Raw genomic sequence first — 18,780 nt, 5'->3', positions numbered from 1 at the left:
TAACTCCCTGTCCGGACCGGATCGGGGCACTGTGGCTGCGGAAATCGGCGGCCCTGACGGAAACGCGATGATCCACGCAGACCTCCGGGGTGAACTCCACACCGGGAGCAGCAGGCCAACAACTCCTTGGAACAGGAGGATGCGAACCACCTGGTCGAGCCATCGTTCGATGGCCTGGGCTGATCAACCTATCACGTGAGGACCCGGTCCGATGACGATGCTCAGTACCAGGGATGGAACGCAGATCTACTTCAAGGACTGGGGGAGCGGTCCTCCGGTTGTTTTCAGTCACGGCTGGCCTTTGAACGCCGACAGCTGGGAGGCGCAGATGCTGCACCTGGCCGCGAACGGCTACCGCTGCATCGCGCATGATCGCCGTGGGCATGGTCGTTCCAGCCAGCCTTGGCATGGCAACGACATGGACACATACGCGGACGACCTTGCCGAGTTGATGGATTGGCTTGATCTGCAGGACGCTGTGTTGTTCGGCTTCTCAACCGGTGGCGGCGAGGTCGCGCGGTATGTCGGACGCCACGGCACGAAACGCGTCGCGAAACTCGGGCTGATCGCCGCGGTTCCACCGCTCATGCTGCAGACCGAGGCCAATCCCGGCGGCACGCCCATCGAGGTGTTCGACAGAATGCGCGCCGCCTCGTTGAACAACCGCGCCGACCTGTACCGGGACCTCGCCGCGGGACCGTTCTTCGGGTTCAACCGGCCCGGCGCCAAGTTTTCCCAGGGCCTCATCGAGTCCTTCCGGGCGCAAGGCATGATGGCCGGTCACAAGAATGCTTATGACTGCATCGAAGCCTTTTCGGAAACCGACTTCACACACGACCTCAAGACCTTCGACAGACCGACGCTGATCCTGCACGGGGACGACGACCAGATCGTGCCACTCGATGCGGCGGGACGCGCGTCCGCGCGGCTCGTGAGGGATGTCACGTTCAAGGTTTATCCGGGCGGGCCGCACGGCATCACCGAAACCCACAAGAATCAACTCAACGAGGACCTCCTGGCCTTCGTGGGAGCCTGAGCTTGCCCGACCGGTCATCGGTGCGCTGGTCGGTGCCTCACACGGAACACAGCATCGGACGAAACCTAAACGCGAGGACAACCCATGCCAAAAGCCACTCCCACCCCCGGCTCGACGCTCGTCAGCCCCACCGATCACGCCCTGATCCTGATCGACTTCCAGTCGCAGATGTCGTTTGCGACCAAGTCCATCGACGCGGTGAACCTGCGCAACAACGCAGCCCTGATCTCCGAGGCGGCCGCCGGCTTCAAGGTACCGACGATCCTGACCACGGTTGCGGAGAAGAGCTTCTCGGGCCCGATGTTCTCCGAGATCACTGACGCCTTCCCAGGCCAGAAGCTCCTGGACCGCACCTCCATGAACACCTGGGAGGACGCTGCCGTCATCGACGAGGTGAACCGGATCGGGAAGAACCGCCTGGTCTTCGCCGGCCTCTGGACCTCCGTCTGCATCGTCGGCCCGACCCTCTCGGCGCTCGACCAGGGCTTCGAGGTCTACATCATCACCGATGCCTGTGGCGACGTCTCCACAGAGGCACACGAGCGTGCCGTGGAACGCATGGTCCAGGCCGGCGTCCGGCCGATGACCTCGCTGCAATACCTGCTGGAGTTACAGCGCGACTGGGCCCGCACCGAGACCTACGACATGACCACGGGCATCGCGAAGAAGTTCGGCGGTTCCTACGGCCTCGGCATCATCTACGCCAAGACTATGTTCGGCGCCAGCGAAGGCGCTCACGGATCCGCCCCGGCCGTCGCTGCCGAATAAGTCGTTGAAGGCAGGTGTCCCGCCCCCTGCCGAAGGGGCGCCGCATCGTCACCGATACGTCGCCCCTCCTTGTGCATTCCTCCAGGGAGGCGTTGTTGAAAGTCTACCTTCTGTCGCTCGGGGCCGGCCTGCTGGTCGGCATCATCTACAGCCTGCTTAACGTGCGCTCGCCGGCGCCGCCGGTGGTCGCCCTGGTGGGGCTGCTCGGCATCCTGGTCGGCGAGCAGATCCCTCCCCTCATCAAGAGCTTCTGGCAGAAGGCGCCAGCGACACAGTCCTGGTCGCATCAGGTGCGTCCGCACGTCTTCGGCCACCTGCCGGAAGGGGCCAGATCCTCGCAACAGACCCCCGATGCCCAAAGGAGGGCGTCATGACCACGCGCCGCACGTTTCTCGGCGCCGCAGCGGGCTTTGTCCTTCACGGATCACACGCGTCCGCCGGCGCTTCAGACCCAACCCAGTCCCCGATGGGAGCCACGTCCATGCAAGCCGACCTGATCCTGTTCAACGGGAGGATCACGACCCTCGACCGTCAGAAGCCCGAAGCCTCGGCCGTTCTCATCCGGGACGGGCGCTTCGCAGCCGTCGGCAACGAGCAGGAGGTGATGCCTCTCGCCGGACCGACCACGCAGCGGATCGACCTCAAGGGACGCCGCGTCATTCCCGGGCTGATCGACAGCCACATGCACATCATCCGCGGCGGCCTCAACTACAACATGGAGCTGCGCTGGGACGGCGTGCGCTCCCTGGCGGACGCCATGCGGATGCTGAAAGAGCAGGTGGACCGCACCCCAGCCCCGCAATGGGTGCGCGTGGTCGGCGGCTTCACCGAGCACCAGTTCGCCGAGAAGCGTCTGCCGACCCTCGACGAGATCAACGCCGTCTCGCCCGACACACCTGTCTTCATCCTCCACCTGTATGACCGTGCCCTGCTCAACGGCGCGGCGCTGCGGGCGGTTGGCTATACCAAGGACACGCCAAACCCGCCCGGCGGCGAGATCCAGCGGGATGCGAACGGCAATCCCACCGGCCTGCTGATCGCCAGGCCCAATGCTACGATCCTGTACGCCACCCTGGCGAAGGGTCCGAAGCTCCCGCCAGAGTACCAGAAGAACTCCTCGCGCCACTTCATGCGCGAGGTCAACCGGCTCGGCGTCACCGGCGTAATCGATGCCGGCGGCGGCTTCCAGAACTATCCGGACGACTACCAGATCATCGAGGAGCTGCACCGGGAAGGCCAGCTCACGGTGCGCCTTGCCTACAACCTGTTCACCCAGAAGCCGAAGGAAGAGCTCAAGGACTTCGACAGCTGGTCCAAGCAGGTGAAGCCCGGCCAGGGCGACGATCTCTACCGCCACAACGGTGCTGGCGAGATGCTGGTCTACTCCGCGGCCGACTTCGAGGACTTCAAGGTCGAGCGGCCTGAGATGCCGCCCAACATGGAAGGCGACCTCGAGCCGGTCGTCCGCCTGCTGGTCGAGAACCGTTGGCCCTGGCGGATGCACGCCACCTATAACGAGACCATCACCCGGGCGCTTGACGTGTTCGAGACGGTGAACCGCGACATTCCCTTCGAGGGCCTGCACTGGTTCTTCGACCATGCCGAGACCATCGACGAGCGCAACATCGACCGGATCGCCGCATTGGGCGGCGGCATTGCGGTCCAGCACCGGATGGCGTTCCAGGGCGAGGATTTCGTCGAGCGCTACGGCACCAAGGCGGCGGAGCAAACGCCGCCCATCAAGCGCATGCTGGAGGCCGGCGTGCCCGTCGGCGCGGGCACGGACGCCACCCGTGTTGCTTCCTACAATCCCTGGATCTCCCTGTCGTGGCTTGTGACCGGCAGGACGCTGGGTGGTCTGACGCTTTATCCAGCAGCCAATCGCCTTGATCGCGAAAGTGCCCTGCGGCTGTGGACCGAGGCCAACACCTGGTTCTCAAACGAGGAGACCAAGAAGGGTCAGATCAGGCAAGGCCAACTGGCCGATCTGGCGGTGCTCTCCGACGACTACTTCGCCGTTCCGGAGGACGCGATCCAGGACATCACGTCGGTCCTCACCCTTCTCGGTGGCACGCCCGTGCATGGCGACGCCGAGTTCAAGGATCTCGCGCCGTCGCTGCCTCCACCCATGCCGGACTGGTCGCCCGTCCGGAGCTATGGCGGCTACCAGCAGCGCGCCGGCAATGACGAGGCCCGCAAATACGCCTTCGCGGCGGCGGCCTGCGCCTGCGCCAGTTCCTGCGGCGTGCATGGCCACGCGCATGCCAGCGCCTGGGGCGCCAACACGCCAACCTCGGACGCCCGCTCGTTCTGGGGCGTGCTCGGCTGCTCGTGCTGGGCGTTCTGAGGGAGGATGCGATGATTGATATCGCGGCTCCCCGTCCGATCAACCGGATGCTGGCCCTGCCCGGGCTTGACGCCCTGGCACGCCTGGCGCTCGCATCGCCCTTCCTGATCAGCGGCGTCGTGAAGCTCGTCGACTTCGGCGGAGCCACCGCCGAGGTCACAGGCCTTGGCCTTCAGCCCGCGGCGCTGATCGCCGCCGCCGTCATCCTGACGCAACTTGGCGGGTCGGCGCTCTTCCTGACCCGCCGCACCTGCTGGCTCGGCGCCGGCATCCTGGCCGTGTTCACCGTCATAGCTACCGTGCTCGCGCATCCGTTCTGGATGTTCGAGGGTCCGGATCGGGGGCGCCAGACGGCAACCTTCTTCGAACATGCCGCCATCGTGGGCGGACTTATCATGTCGGCCCTGTTCGTCAACTCCCGGAGAGGACAGCCATGACCGGAGCTCAAGGAACGATCACCGAAGGGGCAGCGCCTCCCCCGCCACCGGGCACCTTCGCGCCGCTGCGGCACAGCCTCTTCGCGGTGATCTGGACCGCGACGGTGCTGGGCAACGTCGGCACCTTCATGCGAGACGTGTCATCCTCCTGGCTCGTGACGGAGATCTCCGCCTCGCCTGCCGCGGTCGCCATGATCCAGGCGGCGGGCACCCTCCCGGTCTTCCTCCTGGCCATTCCGGCCGGCGTGCTGTCCGACATCCTCGACCGGCGCCGCTTCCTGATCGCCATCCAGATCATGCTCGGCATCGTGAGTTCGACGCTCGCGTTCCTGTCCTGGACCGGATCGGTCACGGTCGAGAGCCTTGTGGCCCTTACGTTCCTTGGCGGAGTCGGTGCGGCGCTTGCAACCCCGGCCTGGCAGGCGATCACGCCTGAGCTCGTTCCCCGCTCCGACCTGAAGGGCGCCGTGGCCCTGAACTCCCTGGGCATCAACATCGCCCGCTCCATCGGTCCGGCCCTGGGAGGCTTCCTGCTGGCAGGCCTCGGAGCGGCGGCGGTCTATGGCCTTGATGTCATGACCTACATCCTCGTTGGCGGGGCCCTGCTCTGGTGGCGGCGGGAAGCCGATGCGGATGATGGCCTGCGGGAGCACTTCGGCGGGGCGCTGCGGGCGGGTCTGCGTTATGCCCGGGTCAGTCATGACCTGCATCGCATCCTGTGGCGCGCGGTGCTGTACTTCGCCTTCGCCAGCGCCGTCTGGGCGCTCCTCCCCATCGTGGCCCGCCAGGAGATCGGCGGTGGCCCGGACTTCTACGGTCTGATGCTCGGCAGCGTCGGGGCCGGCGCCATCCTGGGTGCGCTCCTGCTGCCGCGGGTTCGCGCCCGGCTGGGTCAAGACCGGCTCGTGCTCGCCATGTCGCTCGTGACGGCCGGCGCGACCACCCTCCTGGCCCTGACGAACTCCGAGGTCGTGGCGATCATCGCGACCTTCGTGCTCGGCATCGCCTGGATCGCCATGCTGACCACGCTCAACAGCACCATGCAGACCATCCTGCCGAACTGGATCCGGGGCCGTGGTCTGGCGATCTATCTCACGGCGTTCAATGGCGCCATGGCGGCGGGCTCCCTGGGCTGGGGCTTCCTCGCCCAGGAGATCACGACCGACACGACCCTGATCGTGGCGGGCACTGGCCTCGCCATCGCGGCGCTGCTGGCGCACCGGGCTCCCCTGCCGAGCGGGGAAGGCGATCTCACGCCCTCGCTGCACTGGCCCGAGCCGGCGATGGCCGAGCCCGTCGCGCATGACCGGGGACCGGTGATGATCATGGTCACCTACCGCATCCGGCAGGCGGATCGCTCCGCCTTCCTGACGGCTCTTGAGCGTCTCTCAGAAGGGCGCCGCCGCGACGGCGCCTACGCCTGGGGTGTGTCCGAGGACGCGGCGGATCCCGAGCACATCGTGGAGTGGTTCTTCGTCGAGTCCTGGGCCGAGCACCTTCGCCAGCACAAGCGGGTCTCGAAGGCCGACGCCGACATCCAGGCCGAGACACGCCGCTTCCATCAAGGGGCCGAGCCGCCTCTCGTGCAACACTTCCTGGCGGTCGGCAGACCCAACCGGGACACGCATTGAGATTGCGGTGAGGGGCGGTTGCGCTGCACGATCAGCCGCACATCGCCCCTCCCGTCACCCGCCGCGACGCCTTCCTCGGCGCCGCGGCGGCACAGCCTCCCGTCCCCTGCCCATGGCATCGGGCGCGGCGGCAACGCCCACCCAAGCATAAGAAAGACTTTCAATGGGCACGATCACGACGAAGGACGGAACCAAGATTTTCTACAAAGACTGGGGCACGGGTCAGCCGATCCTGTTCTCGCACGGATGGCCGCTGTCCGCGGATGCCTGGGACAGCCAGATGCTGTTCTTCGGCCAGCAGGGCTACCGGGTCGTCGCGCATGACCGCCGCAGCCACGGCCGCTCCGACCAGACCTGGAACGGCAACCACATGGACCAGTACGCCGACGACCTGGACGAACTGATCGAGATGCTTGATCTGCGCGACATCGTGATGATCGGCCATTCCACCGGCGGTGGCGAGGTGGCGCACTACATCGGCCGCCACGGCTCCGCGCGTGTCGCGAAGGTGGTGCTCGTCGGGGCCGTGCCGCCGCTGATGCTGAAGACCGAGACCAATCCGGAGGGCACGCCCATGGAGGTCTTCGACGGCATCCGCCAGAGCACGGCGGGCGACCGCTCGCAGTTCTTCAAGGATCTCACAATCCCGTTCTACGGCTTCAACCGTGACGGTGCGAAGGTCAATGACGGCCTTCGTGAGTCCTTCTGGCTTCAGGGCATGATGGGCGGCATCAAGGGCGAGTACGATTGCGTCCGGGAGTTCTCGGAAGTCGACTACACCGAGGGCCTGAAGAAGATCGACAAGCCGACGCTCATCATCCATGGCGACGACGACCAGATCGTGCCGATCAAGGCCTCGGCGGAAAAGGCCGCGAAGATCGTCGAGGGCGCCCAGTTCAAGGTCTACCCGGGCGGATCGCATGGCTTGGCGCAGATCGAGGCGGACAAGTTCAACGCCGACGTCCTGGCCTTCATCAAGGCTTAAGGCAGGGCTGACCCAACTCGGGGAACATCCCGCCATTACGCGGAACAGGTCGGAATTGCAGCGGCTGAGGGGCCTACCACGCCTATCGTACAGTCGACCGACAGCAAGCTAGGGAGCGCAATGGATGAGTGATAGCAAAACTACGGCACCGGTTCAGGCAGCAAATCACGGCGTCGCCTGGGAGAAAGCCTTCGGATATGCGCAGGCGATCGAGGTCAAGGATACGATCTACGTCTCTGGGCAATTGAGCCACGACTCTGTGGGCAACCTTGTGGCTCCGGCCGATCTCGATGAAACTGGAAAGCCCCAATCTTTCGACAACATGGAAGCGCAAATCCGCCAGACTTACGAAAATGCGCGGATCCTGCTAGCACAGTTCGGAGCCTCCTTCGATGACGTCGTAGAGGAGACACTTTACGTGCTGGACGTCGACGCAGCGTTCAGTGCGGCTTCCAAGGTTCGCAAGCAGGTTTATAGTGCAGAGATACCCCAGCTCGCGAGCAACCTAATTGGCGTGTCACGGCTCGCCTTCCCGCAACAGCTCGTTGAGATCACGTTCCGCGCTGTCGTGGATCGATAGAGTGCTTTGGTGGAATTTTGGGAAAGCCGCTCGGCCCACGCGGGGCGGCTTTCTGTGTTGCGATGGTCCGTTGTGCCTTTAGCTCTCTGGGCTCTTCGGCCGCTTTGGGTCTGGCGCTGGGTGTCTGATCGCCATCGGCTCGATGCTCAGTGGGTGAGGTGCGCCATATCACAAGCACATCAGCAGCGGTGCTCCTGACCGTAGTGATGACGTGGGCCGCGAGTGATCCTTCGAATGTCGCCTGTGGGTCAGATAGCGATGTTTATGGACGCTTCGGAGTGTCCGGTTTCACGAGGATTTCTGACCTCGTGCTTACGTCTCGGGAGTGCCAGGAGCCGACATTGCTCACCATCAGGGGATCGTCGGGCTGACCGGAGCGTGTACTTCTTCAGGAACGTGATCCGGCGGGTGCGACCGTCGCCGTTTCCATGCCGTGAGCATCGAAGAACCGGCGAACGGTTCCATCGCTCTTCAGGTCTTCAATCATGCCGCTGATTATCTCCAATGCTTCGGTTCGGCCCTTGGGCACTGCCACCGCAGTGCCAGCAGCATGGAAATGACCGTCCAGCATCCGTGCGCCAGGAAACCGCGGGAGCAGGCTTCGGAGGGATTCCTTTCCGAGGGCGAGCGCATCCACCTCGCCATTGCGGAACCTTTCGAGAGCCTCATCAAGGCCCTGGAGCCCGATGGCCGATGTGTTCTTCAGGGATTTGCGTGCACTGCGGATCGTGGCGGTATTCTCAATCCCATAGGCTCGGATGCCCTTGCGATCCACCTCCTCGATGCTGGTGATCGGCGATCCGGCCGGAACCATGTAGGTGCTTTCGCCGAGAAAGTAGTTCGGACCGAAGTCGACAAGCTTCTTTCTCTCGGCATCTACGGGAGCGAACGACACATCCCAGGTTCCTGATGAGGCAGTCTCGATGATCTCTCCCGAGCTTGCGCACTCGACGAGAGACAATGGAACGCCAAGGCGTTCGGCGATGTGCCTGGCGAGATCCACCGTCGGGCCGCGGGGCTCACCCGCTTCTGCATCCCGCCTCGTCCAGACCGCAGAGATTGCACTGCCTACCGCAACGGCTATCCGCAGGCTTCCCGTTGGGGCCAGCAACTCGCGCGTTCTCTGGTCGACATTCGCCATGAGACCATTTCCTTTTCGAATTCGGCGTGCCCGGACGTCTCGAGCACGCACCTACACCGTGGTCGCGAAGACTATGCATACGGGGCTGCCGGTTCGGACGGCCTCCCCCTCATGCGACAGCATCCCAGTCTTCCGATCGACCTTGAAGGTCACGACATTGTCGCTGTCCTCGTTGGCAACGAACATCCATGCTCCGGACGGATCGAGCGTGAAGAAGCGAGGAGTTCTGCCATGGCTCTTCTCCCAGCCGATACTCGTCAACCGGCGCGATGGCGGATCGACGGAGAAGATGGCGATGCTGTCGTGCCCCCGATTTGACGCGTACACGAACCGCCCATCCGTCGACACCATGATCTCGGCGGCGCGGCTGGGGCCGATGAACGTGTCCGGCAGCGCGCTCACAACTTGAAACGGCGTCAGGTTGCCGTGCCCGGGATTGAGCCGGTAGGCCGTGACGGTGGAGTCGAGCTCGTTCACGACATAGGCAACGGCACCGCCAGGATGGAACGCAACATGCCGTGGTCCGGCACCCTCTCTGGCTGGAGCGGGCGGCGCATCCACCGCGAGGAGTTTGCCCGTCACGCCATCAACCGCGAACGTTAAGATTTGATCGAGTCCCTTGTCCGGGACGATGACGAAGCGCCCGCTCGGATCGAATTCGACCTGATGGGGCTTGGCGAAGGGCTGCTCGACACGATGCGGGCCGATCTGTCCCTCGAGGATGACCAGATCCACATGCTTTCCGATCGAGCCGTCCTCGTGCCGCGGCACCACCGCCAGGCTCGACGTGACGTGGTTGGCCACGATAAGGAAGCGGTTGCCGGGATCGACGCTCAGGTGCACCGGGTTCTTGCCCGCGGTGGTCTCCTGATTGATGAAGGTCAGCCGCCCGGTTCCGGGATCGATGCTGAAGGCGCTGATCTCGCTGGCATCGCCATGGACGCAGTACAGGAACCGGCCGCTGCGATCCAAGGCCAGGAAGGACGGGTTGAGAAGCCCGTCCATCAGTTGCACATGGGTCCACCGACCGGTGGCGGCATCGACACGGTAGACGCTAATGCCGTCCCCCCGCGCGTTGCGCTCCCGTGTCGTGCGCGACCCGACATAGGCGAAGTAGAACGGTGAGGCTGTTGTCATATGGTGCCGAACCCCCGACGCCGCGCACGTTTACTGTGCCTTGATTTCGGCAGTCGTGATGATGTTCTTGAACTTCTCCGACTCCGCCGTGAGGAAGCTCTTGAACTCCTCAGGCTTCATGGGCGACGGGTAGCTGCCCAGGTCCGCCAGCTTCCTGGCCGTAGCCGGATTGCTGAGCACTTGGACCACCGCCTTGTTCAGCTTGTCGACGATGGGGCCGGGTGTGCCGGCCGGCGCGAACAGGCCAAACCAGTTGGTCACGTCATAGCCCTTGAGCTGCGGGTGCTCGGCCATGGCAGGGACTGACGGCAGGCTCGGGATCCTCTCCGACGAGGTGACGGCGAGCGCCTTGACCTGCCCCGCCTCGACAAAGGAGGCGACAGCCAGGTAGCTCGCGAAGGTTGCCGTGACGTTATTCCCGAGGACATCCGTCACCTGCTGGGCCGCGCCTCTGTAGGGAACGTGCGTTAGCTTGACTGAGGCCATGCGGTTGAGGAGCTCGCCGGCCAAGTGCTGGGGATTGCCGACCCCGCTGGACGAGAACGACGCCTTGTCTGCGTTGCTCTTGGTGAACGCGAGCAGGTCATCGAGGGACTTCATGCCCGATGCGGCATTGACCACGAGGACATTTGGAACCTTGACCACCAGGGTGACCGGGGTGAGGTCACGGCTCGGGGCGTACTTGATGTTCTTGAACAGGTGCGGGTTCACCGCGGCTTCACCGGCTGATGACAGCAGAAGGGTGTAGCCGTCCGGCTCCGCGCGAACGGCAGTTTCCGCCCCCCGCATGCCGCTGGCGCCCGGCAGATTTTCTACAACGACGGACTGGCCCAGAACGCCCTTGAGTTCCTCGCCGAGGATGCGAGCAACCGTATCGACACCTCCACCTGCGGTGAAAGGCACGATCAGCTTGATGGGGCGGGTCGGGTAGTCGGCCTGCGCGAAAGCGGTCGTGGAGATTGCGCCAAGGCTGACGGCCAATATGGCTTTGAGAGCCCCCGAAGTCATTGCTTTCATGTGATTTCCTCCCGTGCCGGCCACAGCAGCGGCCTGCTGGCACGGAGATCAGTTAACATATCTCTCATCCTAAATGCAATTTGACTTGCATTTATCGTTATTATTATGCAAATTATGTGTCGCATTGAGCGAGCAAGGTCCGCTGAGAGACCGGCCGCACAATTATTAACCAGGAAACGCAGAGCGGTCCGATGCCCAAGACTGCCGACATCACGAGCGCTGGCAAACGTCACCGCATGATCGACCTGCCTGCGGCGGCTGGCGCCGACCTCGAGCGGTTGCCGCACATCCTGCGCATCATGCTGGAGAACGTCTTGCGCAATGCGAGCGAGGATGCTCCCCGGGCCAAGACGGCGATCCTGAACTGGCTCTGTACTGGACGCAGCGAGGAGGAGATCCCGTTCTTGCCCGGCCGCGTCCTGATGCATGACACCACCTGCGGCCCGGCCCTGGTGGACATCGCCGGCATGCGCGCTTCCCTAGCAGAGGCAGGGCGCGACCCGAGCTTGCTCAATCCCGTTCTGCCTGTCGACGTCTCGACCGATCATTCCCTCGGTGTCGACGTGTTCGGTTCCCGCGATGCCCTTCAGCGCAACATGCAGCGTGAGTACGGGCGCAATGCGGAGCGCTACCGCTTCATGAAGTGGGCCACGCGCGCCCTGACCGGGTTCCGCGTCCATCCGCCCGGCACCGGCATCATGCACACGCTCAACCTGGAGCGCCTGGCGACTGTCGTCACCACCAGGGAACGGGACAGTGTGTCCTGGGCCATGCCCGATACCCTGATCGGCACCGACAGCCACACCCCGATGATCAACGGCATCGGTGTGCTCGGCTGGGGTGTCGGCGGCCTGGAGGCGGAGAGCGTGTTTTTCGGGATGCCGGTGATGATCCGTGTGCCGGAGATCGTCGGCGTCCGCCTCACCGGCCGCCTCCGGCAGGGCGTGCTAGCGACCGATCTTGCACTCACCGTGACCGAGCGCCTGCGCCGGATTGATCTGGCGGACCGTTTCATCGAGTTCTTCGGCGAGGGCGTCCCGACGCTCTCCGCCGGCGACCGCGCCGTCGTCGCCAACATGACGCCCGAGTTCGGCGCCAATTCCGGCTTCTTCCCCATCGACGATCAGACCCTGCGCTACCTGCGCGAGACCGGCCGTTCCGCCGATCACGTGCAGCTCGTGGAGGACTACACCAGGCGGCAAGGCCTCTGGTTCGATCCGAAAGCCGTTCCCTGCTTCACGGACGTGGTCGCGATCAACCTCGACGAGGTCGAGGTCAGCCTCGCCGGTCCGCGCCGGCCGCAGGACCGCATTCCGGCAAGCCAAACCATTGAGGCAATGGCGCCATTGCTGGCAGCTCGGCCTGCTCCAGCGTCAGCCGAACAGCCCGGCAACGGTTCCGTCGCCATCGCGGCGATCACGAGCTGCACCAACACCACCGATCCCAGGTTGCTGGTCGCTGCCGGCCTCGTCGCCCGTAAGGCGCGTGCCTTGGGCCTCGCCCCACCGGCCTGGGTCAAGACTTCCCTTGCACCCGGGTCTCCCACGGCGGAGCGCTACCTGCGCCGCGCAGGACTGCTGGAGGATCTGGAAGCCATCGGCTTCGGGATTGTCGGCTACGGCTGCACCACCTGCATCGGCAATTCCGGCCCGCTGCCCGCCGTGATCGAGCAGACCATGACGGAGCGTGGCATCGTTCCCGTCGCCGTGCTGTCGGGCAACCGCAACTTCCCGGGGCGCGTGCATCCGCAGCTTGAGGCAGGCTTTCTCGCTTCTCCTCCTCTTGTGGTCGCCTTTGCATTAGCCGGTGATGTCAATCGCAACATCCTCGCCGATCCCATTGCCCGCTCGGCGTCAGGCGAAGACATCCGGCTGGCTGATCTCTGGCCCACGGGCGATGAGATCGACGCGGCGCTGGCCATGGCCATCGATGCCGGCGATTACGACGCCTCGTACGACGAAGCCGAGGCCAGCGACACTTGGCGAGTGCTCGACGCTCCCGGCACGCCCCTGTTTCCCTGGAATGAGAACTCGACCTACATCCGGCGTCCGCCTTTCGCGGGCTTCGGCAAGGGCACGCTGCTCGGCACCTATGCGGCCCATCCCCTGCTCGTGCTTGGCGACGACATCACCACCGACCACATCTCCCCGGCCGGCGCCGTTCCGCCGCGAAGCGAGGCGGCGGAGTATCTGGTCGAGCGCGGCGAGAACCCTCGTGACCTGAACGTCTTCGCGTCCCGCCGCGGCAACTGGGAGGCGATGGTCCGGGGGCTGTTCACCAACAAGTCTGTCCGCAACCTCCTCGATCCGCAGATCGCACCGGGCTCCACGATCCATGTCGGCTCCGGCGAGCACCTGCCTCTGTTCCGGGCCGCCGAGCGATACGCCGATGTAGGCGCCTCCGTCGTCGTCGTGGCGGGTGAGCGTTACGGCATGGGCTCGTCCAGGGACTGGGCGGCCAAAGGCGTAGCGCTGCTTGGCGCCCGCGCGGTGCTGGCCTCGAGCTTTGAACGCATCCATCGCTCGAACCTGATTGGCATGGGCATCCTGCCCTTACGCCTTCCGGCGGAGCGCCATCCGAACGATTTGCACCTGCGTCCGGGCGATCAGATCCTGATCGATGCCGATCCGGCGAGGATCAGCTCGCGCTGTGCGGTGCCCGTCAGCATCCGTCGCGCCTCTGGCGAGAGCGAAGCCTTCATGGCTACGGCCGCCATTGAGACCAGCCTCGAGGTCGAGATCCTGCGCGGCGGCGGCATCATCCCCCTCATCCTGCGTCGCGTCGTCAACGCGGAGGCCACAAGCCGCGAGACGCCCGCATCCGAGACCACCGGCGACGGTGAAAACCTTCGGCGAGAAGCCTCGCCGAGCATCAGGCGCTGAGCGGCAACGTCCGCTTCGCGTTCAACATCTCACGCAACCCAAAGGGAGGAACTCGTGAGCCATTTGACCAAGACAATCCGCGGTGTCGCTTTTGCCGCTATGACGCTCGTCGCATCATCGGCCTTCGCGCAGCAGGAACTCAAGATCATCGCCCCCGCCGGCCCCGGCGGCGGCTGGGACTCGGCCGCCCGCTCGATCCAGCAGGTGCTCACGCAGACAGGGCTTGCGAAGAGCGTGCAGGTGGTCAACGTCACCGGCGCCGGCGGCACGGTGGGCTTGGCCCAGTTCGTCAACCAGGCGAAGGGTGATCCGAGCCAGCTCATGGTCAACGGCATCACCATGGTCGGCGCGATTCTCACCAACAAGTCACCGGTGACCCTTGATCAGGTGACGCCAATCGCACGCCTGACTGGCGATCCGCTCGTCATCGTCGTGCCGGCCAACTCGCCGATCAAGTCGGTCAAGGAACTGGCCGATGCCGTGAAGGCCGATCCGGCGAAGGTCACCTGGGCTGGGGGCTCAGCAGGTGGTGCCGACCACATTCTGGCGGCCCTGTTCGCCAAGGCGGCGGGCTCTGATCCGTCGAAGGTCAACTACATTGCCTTCTCGGGCGGCGGCGAGGCCCTGGCGGCCATGCTCGGTGGCCGCGTGACGGCCGGCATCTCCGGCTATGGCGAGTTCGAAAGCCAGATCAAGGCCGGCAAGCTGCGGGCGCTGGCGATCTCGTCCGGCAAGCGTCTCGCCAACGCCGACGTTCCGACGCTCAAGGAGCAGGGCTTGGACGTCGAGGTGGTGAACTGGCGCGCCATCGTGGCCGGCCCGGACATCACGGCCGAGCAGAAGAAGTCCCTGACCGAGACTGTCGAGAAGGTGGTCAAGTCGAAGGAATGGGCCGAGATCCTCAAGCAGCGCGGCTGGGAAGATTTCTATCTCGCCGGCGAACCCTTCTCCGCCTTCCTCAAGGAGGAGCAGGTTCGCGTCGGCGATGTGCTCAAGTCGGTCGGTCTCGTGAAGTCCTGACAATTGACACCTGGGGAGCCCATGCGGGCTCCCCTTTTCCTGCTTCAACGTCACAGGATGATCTTGCAATGTCGCTGCTTGCAAAGCGGCGTGCGGACAAGCGCGCGCTGGTGGTCGGTCTCACCCTGTTCGTATTCGCCGCGCTGGTTTGGCGAGATGCAGCTGCCCAGACGCTGTCGGCCACTTACGGGATCGGGCCTGCGGCGATGCCGTATGTGGTTGCGGGGGCACTTGCCGCCCTCGGTCTGGGACATATCGTGGTGGCGTTCAGGGATGGGCTGCCCGTCCCGGAGCACGCTGATGGCATCGCCATTGGCTGGATCGCATTCGGCCTGGTGGCCCTGCTGCTCTGCATCGCGTTCGGTGCCGGTTTCATTCTCGCGACGACCATCCTCTTCGCCGTCACCTCACGAGCGTTCGGTCGGCGCGCGCTGCTGGTCGATGCCACCATTGGGTTCGGCCTCGGTGTCGCAATCCATTTGCTGTTCAGCAAGCTCCTGACGCTGTCCCTGCCGGCGGGGCCACTTGAGCACCTGTTCTGAAGGAGCCTGCCATGGACTCGTTTGTCTCCCTCGGCCAGGGTTTCCTGGTTGCCCTTGAGCCCTCGAAGCTGCTGTTTGCGGCTGTCGGCGTTCTTCTTGGCACCGCCGTTGGGGTGCTGCCCGGCATCGGTCCGGCCCTGACGGTGGCGCTGCTCCTGCCCGTCACCTTCAAGCTCGATCCCACCGGCTCGCTCATCATGTTCGCAGGCATCTACTACGGCGGCATGTACGGAGGGTCGACGACCGCGATCCTGATCAACGCGCCCGGCGAGAGCGCCTCGGTGGCAACCGCCATCGAGGGCAACAAGATGGCCAAGGCGGGCCGCGGCGGTCCCGCCTTGGCAACCTCCGCCATCGGCTCCTTCGTTGCGGGCACGATCGCAACCATCGGTCTTGCGTTCCTGGCGCCGTGGCTGGTGGAATTGGCCGTCAACTTCGGCCCCTGGGACTACTTCGCTCTCATGGTGCTCGCCTTCGTGACGGTGTCTGCCACCTTCGGCGACTCGCCCTTGCGTGGGCTGACGAGCCTGACGATCGGACTGATGCTGGGCCTCGTCGGGATCGACAAGCTCACCGGACAGGCCCGCATGGCCTTCGGGGTTCCCGAGTTCTTCGATGGCATCGAAGTCACGACGCTTGCCGTCGGCCTCTTCGCTGTGGGTGAGGCCCTGTACGTGGCGTCGCGCTTCAAGAGCAATCCCGAGGAGATCGTGCCCATTAAGGGCTCGCTCTGGATGACCCGGGAGGATTGGCGGCGGTCATGGAAGCCGTGGCTGCGGGGAGCGGCATTCGGTTTCCCCATCGGGGCGCTGCCGGCCGGTGGCGCCGAGGTGCCCACCTTCCTGTCCTACGTAACCGAGAAGAAGCTTTCGAAGCATCCGGAGGAGTTCGGCCATGGAGCCATCGAGGGTGTCGCCGGTCCCGAAGCCGCCAACAACGCCTCTGCGGCGGGAACGCTCGTCCCGCTGCTCACCCTCGGCCTCCCGACTTCAGCTACGGCGGCCATCATGTTGGCCGGGTTCCAGCAGTACGGGCTCAACCCGGGGCCCCTCCTGTTCACTGAGAACCCGGCCCTGGTCTGGGGACTGGTGGCCAGCCTTTTCATCGCCAACGCCATGCTCCTCGTCCTCAACCTGCCTTTAGTTGGGCTGTGGGTTCGGTTGTTGGCAATCCCGCAACCGTGGCTCTATGCGGGCATCCTCGTGTTCGCCGCCATGGGCACGGTTGCAGCCAAGCCTTCTGTGGTCGAGGTCGGGATGCTGTTCGTGTTCGGCTTCCTGGGCTTGCTGATGCGCCGCTGGGACTATCCGGTTGCTCCCATGGTGGTCGGCCTCATCTTGGGACCCATGGCCGAGGCTCAGCTCCGGAGGGCCATGCAGATGACTTTGGGCGACCCGATGGTCTTCCTCGAGAACCCAGGCTCGGCCACGTTGCTGTCCCTGTCTGCGATGGCGCTCCTGGCACCGTTTGTCATGAAGGGGCTGAGCCGATTCCGAGCAGCCGAGGACTGACAGCGTGAGGGGCGAGGCTCTCTCGGCCTCGCGTCCCGGAGTACCGGGATCTCGACAAATCGGTTAAGGAGAAGGTGGAGCCATCTTGAAGGTCGAGTGCGAGGGTATGTTCATGAGTTCAGCCGGGGAGCGCACGGTCAACGGAAAACGCGAGTTGACCGAAGGTCTCGCCGCACAGATCTTGGAGCATATCCGAAGTGGCGCGTTAGCCACAGGAACGCACCTCACTGCACAGGAACTAGCCGAGCGGTTCAGCGTCTCGCGCTTTCCGGTCGGTCAGGCGTTGCAACTGCTCGCCGCTAAGGGCGTCCTGACGCATCAGCGCAACCGCGGCTACTTCGTGTCGGACGTGAAGGACGTGTCTCCCGAGACCCTTGGCCTATCCACCAAGGATGATGCTTCCGAGGTCTACTTCAGGATTGCGGAAGACCACCTCCAAGGCCGCCTGCCTGAACCTGCCTCCGAGGCGTACCTCAAGGAATCCTACGGGATCAGCAAGGCACAGTTAAATGCGGTGTTGGGCCGGATTGCCCAGGAGGGCTGGGCCGAACGTCGCCCTGGCTACGGCTGGTCGTTCTCGCCGATGCTGACAACGCCAGAGAGCTTGGAGCAAACGTATAGGGTACGTCTAGCGCTCGAACCCGCCGCGTTGCTGGAGCCGACCTACCGCCTTGATCGTGACATCGCCGCCCGCTGCCGCGAGGCAGAGCTCCGCCTTCTCGGCGGCGCCATCGAGACGGACAGTGCCGCCGCGCTCCATGAGCGGGGCGTGCGGTTCCACGAGGCGATCATCGGCGCATCCGGCAATCCGTTCTTCCTAGAGGCGGTCCGGCGCATCAACCGCGTCCGGCGCCTGCTCTCCTATCGCTCAATGGTCGACCGCAAGCGCTACCGCCAGCAATGCGAGGAGCACCTCCAGATCCTCGACCTGTTGGAGCGGGAGCGGAATGAAGAGGCCTCGCAGGCCCTGCGCCGCCATCTGGAGCACACCATCGGAAATCTTCAGGAAATCAGGCCGATCCTGGAGCACTGAGCGAGACGGCTGGAGCCAGGAAGGGAGCCATCATGAGCGTTGAACTCCCCGGTGCGCGCGAGGCTGTGATCCGGACGATTGCAATGCCCTCGGATACGAACCCGGCGGGAGACATATTCGGCGGCTGGCTGATGGCGCAGATGGACTTGGCCGCCGGCAATGCAGCCGCTCGGCGTGCGCGGGGGCGCTGCGTGACCGTTGCGGTCGACGGGATGGTCTTTCACACTCCGGTTCATCTGGGTGACGAGGTTTCGGTTTACGCTGACCTGATCTCCACGGGACGGACGTCCATGAAGTTCCAGGTTGAAGCCTGGCGCCGCTCCCGTGACGGGGACGAAGAGATTAAGGTGACAGAGGCGGTCTTCACGTTCGTTGCCATCGACAGCGGCTCTCGTCCCCGCCCACTGCCCCCGGGGTGAGTTCGTAAGTCAGTTAACTGCGGAAGGTCTGTTGTGGGTCAAAGTAAGATGTAGAGGATGGCTATGTGAATGTCTGCTTAGTACGCGATTTCGTTGAAAAACTCCCGGGCGCTGCCGGGTCCGTCTATTACTAGCGTCAGAGCACCAGGTCAGGCCCAGCATCCTGTATGCCAGCAACGCGAAAACTGGCAGTTGCGGACTTTTTCAACAGTATCTACGCAGAAGCAGACATCCGATCAGGAGCAGCTCCAGGCTGGAGCATGGATCCCTCTGGCATACCAAGATTGTGCTGAC

General features: G+C 64.4%; 17 protein-coding genes. 14 read left to right on the top strand and 3 right to left on the bottom strand.

The annotated features are described in order from the left end of the window. The first annotated feature begins 211 nt into the window (after positions 1-211). The 8 genes from IC232_RS22150 (at position 212) to IC232_RS22115 (ending at position 7,784) form a co-directional block, all read left to right on the top strand. On the top strand, positions 212-1,036 hold the full coding sequence (locus IC232_RS22150) for an alpha/beta fold hydrolase (RefSeq protein WP_190847124.1): 825 nt from the start codon (positions 212-214) through the stop codon (positions 1,034-1,036). A gap of 84 nt (positions 1,037-1,120) precedes the next feature. After that, positions 1,121-1,804, top strand: coding sequence for a hydrolase (locus IC232_RS22145; protein WP_190847123.1), 684 nt, complete (start codon positions 1,121-1,123; stop codon positions 1,802-1,804). 95 nt (positions 1,805-1,899) lie between these two features. Then, entirely contained in the window at positions 1,900-2,178 is a 279-nt protein-coding gene (locus tag IC232_RS22140; protein ID WP_190847122.1) for a XapX domain-containing protein, read from the top strand. Then, a complete protein-coding gene (locus tag IC232_RS22135; RefSeq protein ID WP_190847121.1) occupies positions 2,175-4,151 on the top strand; it encodes an amidohydrolase in 1,977 nt (658 codons plus the stop codon). The genes IC232_RS22140 and IC232_RS22135 overlap by 4 nt, the downstream gene beginning before the upstream one ends. 11 nt (positions 4,152-4,162) lie before the next feature. After that, on the top strand, positions 4,163-4,588 hold the full coding sequence (locus IC232_RS22130) for a DoxX family protein (protein ID WP_190847120.1): 426 nt from the start codon (positions 4,163-4,165) through the stop codon (positions 4,586-4,588). After that, a complete protein-coding gene (locus IC232_RS22125) occupies positions 4,585-6,219 on the top strand; it encodes an MFS transporter (protein ID WP_190847119.1) in 1,635 nt (544 codons plus the stop codon). Before IC232_RS22130 ends, IC232_RS22125 begins: the two co-directional genes overlap by 4 nt. 163 nt (positions 6,220-6,382) lie before the next feature. Beyond that, a complete protein-coding gene (locus IC232_RS22120; protein ID WP_190847118.1) occupies positions 6,383-7,204 on the top strand; it encodes an alpha/beta fold hydrolase in 822 nt (273 codons plus the stop codon). Positions 7,205-7,328: 124 nt separating this feature from the next. Further along, on the top strand, positions 7,329-7,784 hold the full coding sequence (locus tag IC232_RS22115) for a Rid family hydrolase (protein ID WP_190847117.1): 456 nt from the start codon (positions 7,329-7,331) through the stop codon (positions 7,782-7,784). Positions 7,785-8,172: 388 nt separating this feature from the next. Here the strand turns inward: IC232_RS22115 and IC232_RS22110 are convergent, their stop codons facing one another. From IC232_RS22110 to IC232_RS22100, 3 genes are read right to left on the bottom strand one after another with little or no spacing between them, the layout of a single operon-like run. Then, positions 8,173-8,925: a transporter substrate-binding domain-containing protein gene (locus IC232_RS22110; protein WP_190847116.1), complete on the bottom strand. Its 753-nt coding sequence runs from the start codon at positions 8,923-8,925 to the stop codon at positions 8,173-8,175. Positions 8,926-8,976: 51 nt separating this feature from the next. Continuing rightward, on the bottom strand, positions 8,977-10,062 hold the full coding sequence (locus tag IC232_RS22105) for a lactonase family protein (RefSeq protein WP_190847115.1): 1,086 nt from the start codon (positions 10,060-10,062) through the stop codon (positions 8,977-8,979). A gap of 30 nt (positions 10,063-10,092) precedes the next feature. Then, positions 10,093-11,079 carry a tripartite tricarboxylate transporter substrate binding protein gene (locus IC232_RS22100; protein WP_210335460.1) on the bottom strand — a complete coding sequence of 329 codons (987 nt, stop codon included), beginning with the start codon at positions 11,077-11,079 and terminating at the stop codon, positions 10,093-10,095. A gap of 191 nt (positions 11,080-11,270) precedes the next feature. On the opposite strand from IC232_RS22100, the gene acnA reads away from it, so the two are divergent. The 6 genes from acnA (at position 11,271) to IC232_RS22070 (ending at position 18,486) form a co-directional block, all read left to right on the top strand. Further along, complete coding sequence (gene acnA, locus IC232_RS22095; RefSeq protein WP_190847114.1) at positions 11,271-13,961, top strand: aconitate hydratase AcnA; 2,691 nt, start codon at positions 11,271-11,273, stop codon at positions 13,959-13,961. Between the two features lie 54 nt (positions 13,962-14,015). Beyond that, complete coding sequence (locus IC232_RS22090) at positions 14,016-14,981, top strand: Bug family tripartite tricarboxylate transporter substrate binding protein (protein WP_409564953.1); 966 nt, start codon at positions 14,016-14,018, stop codon at positions 14,979-14,981. Between the two features lie 68 nt (positions 14,982-15,049). Beyond that, the gene (locus IC232_RS22085; RefSeq protein ID WP_190847113.1) at positions 15,050-15,523 is read left to right on the top strand and encodes a tripartite tricarboxylate transporter TctB family protein; all 474 of its coding nucleotides are present in this window, start codon (positions 15,050-15,052) and stop codon (positions 15,521-15,523) included. A gap of 11 nt (positions 15,524-15,534) precedes the next feature. Next, positions 15,535-17,034, top strand: a complete 1,500-nt coding sequence (locus IC232_RS22080) for a tripartite tricarboxylate transporter permease (RefSeq protein WP_190847112.1) — start codon at positions 15,535-15,537, stop codon at positions 17,032-17,034. A gap of 112 nt (positions 17,035-17,146) precedes the next feature. Further along, positions 17,147-18,067 carry a GntR family transcriptional regulator gene (locus IC232_RS22075; protein WP_190847111.1) on the top strand — a complete coding sequence of 307 codons (921 nt, stop codon included), beginning with the start codon at positions 17,147-17,149 and terminating at the stop codon, positions 18,065-18,067. A 32-nt stretch (positions 18,068-18,099) separates the two neighbouring features. Next, complete coding sequence (locus IC232_RS22070) at positions 18,100-18,486, top strand: acyl-CoA thioesterase (RefSeq protein ID WP_190847110.1); 387 nt, start codon at positions 18,100-18,102, stop codon at positions 18,484-18,486. Positions 18,487-18,780: the final 294 nt, after the last annotated feature.

This window comes from Microvirga sp. (assembly GCF_014699075.1).
Taxonomy (GTDB): Bacteria; Pseudomonadota; Alphaproteobacteria; order Rhizobiales; family Beijerinckiaceae; genus Microvirga.
Note: the sequence above shows the minus strand (reverse complement) of the source record. Positions and strands in the feature narration are given on the sequence as shown.

Coding starts and splice junctions, on each gene's coding strand:
- IC232_RS22080 (WP_190847112.1), top strand. CDS start 15,535: ATGGACTCGTTTGTCTCCCTCGGCCAGGGTTTCCTGGTTGCCCTTGAG.
- IC232_RS22105 (WP_190847115.1), bottom strand. CDS start 10,062: ATGACAACAGCCTCACCGTTCTACTTCGCCTATGTCGGGTCGCGCACG.
- IC232_RS22130 (WP_190847120.1), top strand. CDS start 4,163: ATGATTGATATCGCGGCTCCCCGTCCGATCAACCGGATGCTGGCCCTG.
- IC232_RS22075 (WP_190847111.1), top strand. CDS start 17,147: ATGAGTTCAGCCGGGGAGCGCACGGTCAACGGAAAACGCGAGTTGACC.
- IC232_RS22135 (WP_190847121.1), top strand. CDS start 2,175: ATGACCACGCGCCGCACGTTTCTCGGCGCCGCAGCGGGCTTTGTCCTT.
- IC232_RS22100 (WP_210335460.1), bottom strand. CDS start 11,079: ATGAAAGCAATGACTTCGGGGGCTCTCAAAGCCATATTGGCCGTCAGC.
- IC232_RS22125 (WP_190847119.1), top strand. CDS start 4,585: ATGACCGGAGCTCAAGGAACGATCACCGAAGGGGCAGCGCCTCCCCCG.
- acnA (WP_190847114.1), top strand. CDS start 11,271: ATGCCCAAGACTGCCGACATCACGAGCGCTGGCAAACGTCACCGCATG.
- IC232_RS22120 (WP_190847118.1), top strand. CDS start 6,383: ATGGGCACGATCACGACGAAGGACGGAACCAAGATTTTCTACAAAGAC.
- IC232_RS22070 (WP_190847110.1), top strand. CDS start 18,100: ATGAGCGTTGAACTCCCCGGTGCGCGCGAGGCTGTGATCCGGACGATT.
- IC232_RS22150 (WP_190847124.1), top strand. CDS start 212: ATGACGATGCTCAGTACCAGGGATGGAACGCAGATCTACTTCAAGGAC.
- IC232_RS22085 (WP_190847113.1), top strand. CDS start 15,050: ATGTCGCTGCTTGCAAAGCGGCGTGCGGACAAGCGCGCGCTGGTGGTC.
- IC232_RS22115 (WP_190847117.1), top strand. CDS start 7,329: ATGAGTGATAGCAAAACTACGGCACCGGTTCAGGCAGCAAATCACGGC.
- IC232_RS22145 (WP_190847123.1), top strand. CDS start 1,121: ATGCCAAAAGCCACTCCCACCCCCGGCTCGACGCTCGTCAGCCCCACC.
- IC232_RS22110 (WP_190847116.1), bottom strand. CDS start 8,925: ATGGCGAATGTCGACCAGAGAACGCGCGAGTTGCTGGCCCCAACGGGA.